1 protein-coding gene is annotated in these 782 nt (G+C 67.6%); it reads right to left on the reverse strand.

Going from position 1 to position 782, the window contains the following annotated elements:
* Nucleotides 1–767 (reverse strand): HAD family hydrolase (locus tag A5696_RS19620; RefSeq protein WP_231964524.1); only part of this gene is annotated, 767 nt, incomplete at its 3' end.
* Nucleotides 768–782: the final 15 nt, after the last annotated feature.

The following is a 782-nucleotide window of genomic DNA, read 5'->3' on the forward strand; positions in this document are numbered from 1 at the left end:
TCGTCGAGGCGTTCCAGCTCGGCGCCGGTGATCGTGCCCTTGGACGCCAAACCCAGGTCATTGCAGACCTTTTCGGCCACCCGCGGATTGTCGCCGGTGGCGATCTTCACCTCGATTCCCAGCTCGGCAAGCTGTGCCAGCGACTGGCGCGCCGCGGCCTTGGGCTCGTCGGCAAAGACGCAGAACCCGACCAGCATCAACTCGGATTCGTCGTCGGCGGTGATCGTGGACAGGTGTGGCGCCGGCTTGGCCGCCACGGCAACCACTCGGCGCCCGGCCGCGAACAACTCGGACAACGTCTGTTGAGACTGATCGGGTGCGCTCGAGCAGCGGGCCAGCATCTGCTCGGGTGCGCCCTTGACCACCAGCAGTCGCTTTCCATGGTCATCGACCAAGGCTGAGGTCGCACGGCGGATGTGGTCGAACGGCAAAAAGGCCACCCGGTCCATACCGTCGCCGACGAGCTGCCGTGCGGCGGGGTGCGCCCAGAGCGCGCCGTCCAGCGCGTTGGTCGCGGCGCCGCCCGCGGCCGGATCGATGTCACAGGCCAGCAGGGCCAGCCGCAGCACCGAGTCGTTGCGCACTCCGGCCGGGTTGACGGTGTCGACCAAGCTGATGCGGCCCTCGGTCAGGGTGCCGGTCTTGTCGGTGATCAGGATGTCGATGTCGCCGAAGTCTTCGATGCAGACCAGGCGTTTGACCAGGACCTTGGCCTTGGCCAGTTGCCGCGAGCCGGTCGCCAGGCCGGTGCTGACCACCGCGGGCATCAGCTGCGGTGTGAT

The sequence above is a fragment of the Mycobacterium sp. E2699 genome, from assembly GCF_001666745.1.
GTDB lineage: Bacteria > Actinomycetota > Actinomycetes > Mycobacteriales > Mycobacteriaceae > Mycobacterium.